Annotated in this window: 7 protein-coding genes; all 7 read right to left on the bottom strand. The window is 43.9% G+C overall.

Annotation, left to right across the window (positions count from 1 at the left end; all coding sequences use genetic code 11):
• Positions 1–197: 197 nt before the first annotated feature.
• Positions 198–824 (bottom strand): phage tail protein, encoded by a 627-nt coding sequence (locus tag QNK26_RS07640; RefSeq protein WP_319221975.1) that lies wholly within the window; start codon positions 822–824, stop codon positions 198–200.
• Between the two features lie 24 nt (positions 825–848).
• The gene (locus QNK26_RS07635; RefSeq protein ID WP_319221973.1) at positions 849–1,868 is read right to left on the bottom strand and encodes a methionyl-tRNA formyltransferase; all 1,020 of its coding nucleotides are present in this window, start codon (positions 1,866–1,868) and stop codon (positions 849–851) included.
• 15 nt (positions 1,869–1,883) lie between these two features.
• Entirely contained in the window at positions 1,884–3,170 is a 1,287-nt protein-coding gene (locus tag QNK26_RS07630) for a hypothetical protein (protein WP_319221972.1), read from the bottom strand.
• Between the two features lie 259 nt (positions 3,171–3,429).
• Positions 3,430–4,149, bottom strand: coding sequence for a glutamine amidotransferase-related protein (locus QNK26_RS07625; RefSeq protein WP_319221970.1), 720 nt, complete (start codon positions 4,147–4,149; stop codon positions 3,430–3,432).
• 37 nt (positions 4,150–4,186) lie between these two features.
• Positions 4,187–5,356: an iron-containing alcohol dehydrogenase gene (locus QNK26_RS07620; RefSeq protein ID WP_319221968.1), complete on the bottom strand. Its 1,170-nt coding sequence runs from the start codon at positions 5,354–5,356 to the stop codon at positions 4,187–4,189.
• Positions 5,357–5,389: 33 nt separating this feature from the next.
• Complete coding sequence (locus QNK26_RS07615; protein ID WP_413816353.1) at positions 5,390–6,808, bottom strand: aldehyde dehydrogenase family protein; 1,419 nt, start codon at positions 6,806–6,808, stop codon at positions 5,390–5,392.
• Between the two features lie 8 nt (positions 6,809–6,816).
• A complete protein-coding gene (locus tag QNK26_RS07610; RefSeq protein WP_319221977.1) occupies positions 6,817–6,978 on the bottom strand; it encodes a hypothetical protein in 162 nt (53 codons plus the stop codon).
• Position 6,979: the final 1 nt, after the last annotated feature.

The raw sequence follows: 6,979 nt of genomic DNA, 5'->3' as shown, positions 1-6,979 counted from the left end.
GCCCCCATTTGCTCTAAACAGTTATTAATCAAAGGCGCAACAGGGCTTGACATAGAAGCATAAAAAGCAGGGTTTTGCCTCAAAATACCAGCCAGCAATGTAGAGCCTGATCGGGGTAATCCCGAAATAAAGTGAACTTGTTGCATTATGTCAATAATCCTTTTCGGGGCAATATAGCTGCCCCTAGGTTGTTATGATTAACTGCGTGATGGATAAATACCGTTGGTAGACATCACATAATTCATCGCTATCGAGGGTTGCATAATTGAAAATGGACTGCCACCACCAGTATTACCTACTTCAACAGTACCGCCGCTGGCGGTGCCATCACCAGAAACACCACCGAGTAGCACAGTTCCTTTGGTCCCAGCATCTGGGCGATAAATTTTTTCATCTTTATCTGCCGCACCACCCCCTTTAACCACCTTAGCCAAATAGCCGCCATTGAGTGGTACTGTCGATGTGGCATCATCGAGAGAAACGGACACAGAGGCTGTGCCACCAGGTGCACTTGATGGATGAAATGCAGCGGCGTGAGTATGTGTCGGCATTTGTTGCTCAGCTAAAGAGTTAATCGTATTGCCGACAACATCACCATTCAGATACATGGGTAAGCCAGTGCCTCGGCCAAATCCCATCGGAACCCTGCCTTCCAGGTTTGGTATGCCAAATGTAGTTCTGCCATCACCACCGAAGGTATTACTAAGTAAAGAGAACAGAGACTGGTGCTGGCTAATGCTTAAAATAGCGCCATTACACTTAACAAATCCTACCGGGGTAAAATTATTTCCCATCAAAACAACACCGCTCAAAAAAAATTCCATGGATAATTCCTTATTTTTGGTATTTTAAGTTAATAACGCAGAGGAAAATTGCTCCCCTGCATCGAGTTTAAAACGCTCGGCAAAAGTAATACCGGTAAATATGCCTTCAGTGATGGATAGGATATCTAAGCGCAACGCACCATCGATAGTTGCTATAATTAAACCTTCAGGCTCACCAACATGAAGCACTGAGCCTGCTGGCATGCCATAGTTGGAGTGTGAAACAACAGTTGCCTGGAGCAGACCAATGTAACTGCGGTGCCATGAGATCATTGCCCCGTTAAATTGAGGGTTCCCTGCACTTGCCAATGCGACGATGTTTCTGCCCGTCATGGTATTCCAGTTAATCATCAGGTCTTGCTGAGTCGGCATTGGTGCATCGCTTATTTCACCGTTTTGTGGTTTTGCTACTAACTCTCCTTGTTGTAACTTTACGAAAAATTGCACCACAAAATCGGCCGAGAATTCGGCCATGGTGAATGCAAAGCTGGTTAAAGTATCATAGGGGTGACGTGGAAATGTGCGTTGTAACAGAATATCGCCACTGTCAATTTCTTGTTCCACTTTGATAATACTCAGGCTGCCCTGCGTTTCATTATTGCGTAATTGCCAGTACAGGGGCATTATTCCTCGATATTGTGGTAAGGAGGAAGCGTGTAAATTGAACAATCCAGCAGAAAAAGCCGTTAAAATACTAGCGGGAAGTTTATGGGAGTAAGTGAAAATTAATCCGGCATTAGCTTCCCAGCGTGTGATCTGCTGAAGTACATATTCTGGATTTGCAGTTTGATCGCGAATATAAGGAATGCCAGCTTGTTGTAGGTGTATCTCAAGCTGCTGATTATCTGGGTCATGGCGTTCGGCGATAATGACGCCGACTAATAGTTGTTCCTGAACTATTTTATTTATTACATGTATTGTAATACTGCTCGATGCAAAAAGAGCAACTTTGAGAGGTTCATTTATTAAGTCTAGATAACCTGAACCCATATCAGAAAGTGTTGCGCCTCTTGAATCTATAGCACTCATCAGGGAATTATTCATCGTATTATACTCATGTTATTCGACGCTTGTTGCCATGAATCCTGGTAACCCATTGAGTCGATAATAAAATTTTAACTTATCGCCACTCTTAACCAGCAGATCGCCGGGTTTAGCATCATGCGGCTTAAAATTAATGCATACCTGGGTATCGGGTAAGGGGTGAGTAATACCTGAGTCATATTCTCCAAGCCACTCTTCGGCATATACTTGCACCCGAGTGCACAGGATCAGTAAGAGATCGTCACGGTTCACGACCTCGTTCGGTATGGTTACTTTGCCACATTTGATCAAGCGGCTATTCTCATCAAGGATCAACTCTGGCAGCGCAGACAGATTTTGGGGAGTTAAAGAGAGGATTTCGCCTAGGTCGATGCGCTGCGCGATAATTTCAGCACTCATGTCACACTCAGATAATTGCGTACTGCCAGGCCATTGTTCAACATATTCCCGCTGCCCGTTGGTTAACATGGCTCTCACTGAAACATTTTGTGGGATAAAATAGCCATGCTCAGTTAACTGCTCAGCAAAATGTCGAGTTATAGCAAAATGTGCCTCGCGGCTAAAACCATGCTGCATTGCTTCAAGCACCACAACATCAAATTTATTATCGTTACAGGTATACGCCAGAGCATCCATACAATAAATTGCTTCGATATAATCCGCGATCCCCATTTCTTCAACCAAGGCTTTCAGGCTAAGTACTGCGCCCTTTTGTATATCAACCAAGGTGATCTGCAACTGCTCAGCGCTATACTGCTGGTTCGCTTGATAATAGGCTAGGAGTGGCATAAGTAACGGTGCAAAGGGACCACAGGCAGGATACATAATTCGTAGCGGTGCTGAGGCAGTGGATTTACTAGCACGTAATGCCTTATCAATGCCTCGGATATAAGCACGAACCCGAAGGTCGTCAAGTTGAGTAGTGATACAATGATCCGGCGACATAATCAAACCAGACTGACAGATGAACTGTCTTTTTCTCAAAGAACTATCAATCTCGGCGTTTTCGTAGCAGTGTTTTTGAAGAAAATACAACTCAGATAATTTTTGGTGTAATACATCTCTAGCTAACGGTTTATCATCCAAAATTTCGGCGACAGCGGTAACCGCAGCAGCCGAAAGTGTTGATTTTAAAGCTGTCATTTGCTCAGCACTGGATGAGTCAGCTTCCGCTTGCTTACTTGGGGTTAACTGTTGGCGTAATAATGCATTCAGTTTTCCCATCTGTAAGCTAATATCCAACGAACCATACATCTGGCTTGATGAGGAGCTATGATTCTTATTTATCGCATTTCTTTCCATGAACTGCTTAACCTTTAGTATTACTTATTTAGTACTCATAATTGTATAAATATATTGTTTGTCAATGTCATTGGGTTTAATCAATGTTTTTTTGATCGAAAAATATTGTATTTTTGACCTTAAGGCGGTTTTTTACGGAGTAACATTGATCTCGCACTTTTCAATAATTACCTGAATAATTGTTATATCCACTAATCAAACTGCCTTAAAGTAAGGTTAATACATGGGCTACTATGCGTATTAACAACATCATTTTAGGCTACTCGCGACTAATCAGTGTTTGCCTTAAAAAAGCCAAGATCCACTGAGTGGTAAGCTTATCATCTGCTTGATAGTCAAGTGAGTCCATAGCCGAATCAATAGTATCGACGGGGATCCTATCGCGACGTACTTCCATCAGTGCAGCAGAATATTGGGCAGTAAATTCAGGGTGCCCTTGAAGGCCAAGAAAATGAGTATCAACTTGAAACATGCTATAAGGACAGAAATCATTGCTCAGCAATACCTGTGCGCCAAGGGGTAATTTACAGACTTGATCTTGATGGCAAACCACCAGCGCGATATTATCTTGCTTCGGCTGCATCCAACTTTGCTCTGCTAGCACATTAGAATGAGCAATACCGACTCCCCAGCCTCGGGAACTTTTTTCTACTTTCCCACCCAGTGCTTTAGCTATTAACTGATGACCAAAACAAATACCAACCAAACCTTTCTCTGCAGCGTAAAGTGCACGAGTAAAGTCTTCCAGTTGGCGGATCCAAAGGTCGTCATCATTAACGCCCCATTTACTGCCACTGCAAATATAAGCGTCACATTCATCAATATGTTGTGGAAACTGGCCATCAATCACCAGATAAAAACGAATATCTAATACTTCATCTACTTGCTGGAATAACGCCTCAAACATAGCGGCATAATTACCAAAACCAGGCTGCAAACTACTTCGTACATCGTCACATTGTAGAATACCGAGTTTCATCACCTTGCCTCCGCTATTACTATTATTGGTACCGTATTTACAGATCGCCATATACCGCAGATAAGTAAATAGCGGTATATTGCTGGGCATCAAATGCAATTGGATTACCACTTGCACATGGATCTTGCTCCGCCATGACACCAATTTCAGATACACGGTCAGCATCAATGCCAATCGCATTTAAAGCATATGGAATATCGAGTTGTTGGCGTAGTTTTAATACCCAATTTAAGAAACTGTCAAAACCAGCATCTTCCAACTCTAAGTAACGGCTTAAACGGCTTAGCTTAGCTTCAATAGCACTGCGATTGGCCTTTAATACATAAGGCATTAAGATAGCGTTCAATAAACCATGATGACTATCGTAAATCGCACCAATAGGGTGAGCAAGCGCATGGATGCCGCCAAGACCGCGCTGGAAAGCGGTTGAGCCCATCGTTGAAGCTGTCATCATCTGAGCTCTGGCTTCAAGATCATTGCCATCTTTAACGGCACGCGGTAAATACTCTTTAATTAGACGAATAGATTCCAGTGCAATGCCTTCAGCCATAGGGTGGTAGTAATTAGCGCAATACGCTTCTAAGGCGTGGGATAAGGCATCCATACCAGTGGCAGCAGTTAACTTAGCAGGTAATCCTGCGCTCAGTTGTGGATCTAGAATCACGATAGCGGGCAACATATTAGGGTGAAAAATAATGCGTTTAATGTGATTGTCACTATCCGTGATAACCGAGGATCGCCCCACTTCAGACCCCGTGCCCGATGTTGTTGGTACTGCGATAACAGGTGCCATCTCATCGGTGCGTACGTTTAACCAGTTATCAGCTACATCTTCGAAATCCCAAATAGGCCGATCTTGTCCTACCATCAAAGCCACTGCTTTAGCAGCATCAAGTGCTGAACCGCCACCAAATGCAATGACACCATCATGCTCACCACGCCAGTATGCCGCCACTCCATCAGTGACATTTTCACCTGTTGGGTTACCTTTAATCTGTGAAAAAATACTACATCTTAAACCTGCTTGGTTACAGCTGGTTAAAGCCGTTTTCACCATAGGTAAGTCAGCGAGACCAGGGTCGGTAATTAATAGCGGCGATGCCATGCCCAACTCTAGGCAAGCGGCAGGTAAATCTTGAATGCGGCCAATACCGGCGCGAATATCAGTGGGGTAATTCCAATTAGCAGTAAATTGATTGAGTTCCATGTTTTCTCCTTAACAGCGAAACGTTGGCAAGCCTTATTGTGAAAGCTTAATGTGGAATGATTTTGGTCGAGTCAGCGATTCATACCCTAATGCCGATAAAGTACAGCCTCGTCCAGAGTTTTTAACCCCCGTCCACGCCAACGCAGGATCTAGGTAGTCACAACGATTAACAAAGAACGTACCGGTTTCGAGTTGCTCGCCAATAGCGATAGCGGTATCGATATCTTGAGTAAATACCGATGCAGTAAGGCCGAACTCAGAATCATTCATTAACGCGATTGCTTCGTCATCATTATCGACTTTCATGATGCCAACCACAGGACCAAAACTTTCTTCGCTCATCACCCGCATTTGGTGATTCACATTAGTTAATAGTTGCGGCGCTAGATAAGGCGTCCCGACTTCATCCAACGGAAAGTCATCCGCATCGATATGCGCGATAGCGCCTTTAGAAATCGCGTCTTGTACTTGCGAACGCACAAAATCAGCCGCTGACGCTTTTACAACTGGCCCTAACGTAGTGTTCTCATCATCAGATCTGCCAAGCTGATAACCTTTAACGATCTCGACAGATTTACGCAAAAATTCGTCAAACACGCGGCTATCTACGTAGATACGTTCGATACCACAGCAAGATTGTCCAGAATTAAAGAATGCACCATCAATGCACGTCGCTACTGCATCATCAATATTGGCATCTGCACGAACATAAGCGGGATCTTTCCCCCCGAGCTCTAAACCTACACCAATGAAACGTCCACTAGCCGCTCTTTCAACCATAGCGCCACCAGCAACAGAGCCAGTGAAAGCCACGTAATCAATACGACTATCCTTGATCACCGCTTCTGTATCAGCATGACTAAGATGCAAATATTGGAATACGCCATCCGGTAACCCGGCTTTTTGAAAGGCATTAAATAACTGTTCAGCACATAATGGCGTCTGCGCGGAATGCTTTAATACCACGCTATTCCCCGCCATGATGGCAGGCATAATGGCATTAATCGCCGTGAGATAAGGGTAATTCCACGGCGCAACAACAAATACCGTCCCTAATGCTTCACGTTTAATGTAACGCTTAATGTGACGCTGGAAGCCTATTTTATCAGGCAATTGAATACTCGCTAAAGCATCACTCGCGACGTCAATCATATAACGAGCACGCTCTGCTACCCCCGCGACTTCACCCCGAGCATATTTAATCGGACGTCCCATCATCCAGCATAATTCATTAGCAATTTCATCTTCATTAGCAACAAATTCATCCACCATTTTATAGCAGATCGCAGCGCGTTCTTTAAGGTCTATGTGATGCCAATTAGCTTGGGCTGTTACCGCCTTTTGCAAAGCATGATTAATGTCGTCACTACTGGCGAGAGAACGCTCAACGTAAACAGAATTATCAATGGGTGAATGTGTTTGTTGTAGTTGCCTTTTGAACTTCATTATCATTGTACTCCCTAGATGATCTCAAAATAGCGCGCTAATTCCCAATCCGTCACGTGTTTTCTAAATTCACGTTCTTCCCACTCTCGGGTCGCGGCATAATGCTGTACAAACTCTCTGCCGAATAATTCCTTGGCGGCTTCAGAACGCTTTAATTTGCACGCCGCATCAAACAAT

Source organism: Moritella sp. (assembly GCF_033791185.1).
Classification (GTDB): Bacteria; Pseudomonadota; Gammaproteobacteria; order Enterobacterales; family Moritellaceae; genus Moritella.
The sequence above is the reverse complement of the archived record's forward strand: the minus strand, read 5'-3'. Positions and strand labels throughout refer to the sequence as shown.

What these genes read in the sequence shown, in the direction of transcription:
- QNK26_RS07615 (WP_413816353.1), bottom strand. Translation starts at nt 6,808, where the DNA reads ATGATAATGAAGTTCAAAAGGCAACTACAACAAACACATTCACCCATT.
- QNK26_RS07630 (WP_319221972.1), bottom strand. Translation starts at nt 3,170, where the DNA reads ATGGAAAGAAATGCGATAAATAAGAATCATAGCTCCTCATCAAGCCAG.
- QNK26_RS07625 (WP_319221970.1), bottom strand. Translation starts at nt 4,149, where the DNA reads ATGAAACTCGGTATTCTACAATGTGACGATGTACGAAGTAGTTTGCAG.
- QNK26_RS07640 (WP_319221975.1), bottom strand. Translation starts at nt 824, where the DNA reads ATGGAATTTTTTTTGAGCGGTGTTGTTTTGATGGGAAATAATTTTACC.
- QNK26_RS07635 (WP_319221973.1), bottom strand. Translation starts at nt 1,868, where the DNA reads ATGAATAATTCCCTGATGAGTGCTATAGATTCAAGAGGCGCAACACTT.
- QNK26_RS07620 (WP_319221968.1), bottom strand. Translation starts at nt 5,356, where the DNA reads ATGGAACTCAATCAATTTACTGCTAATTGGAATTACCCCACTGATATT.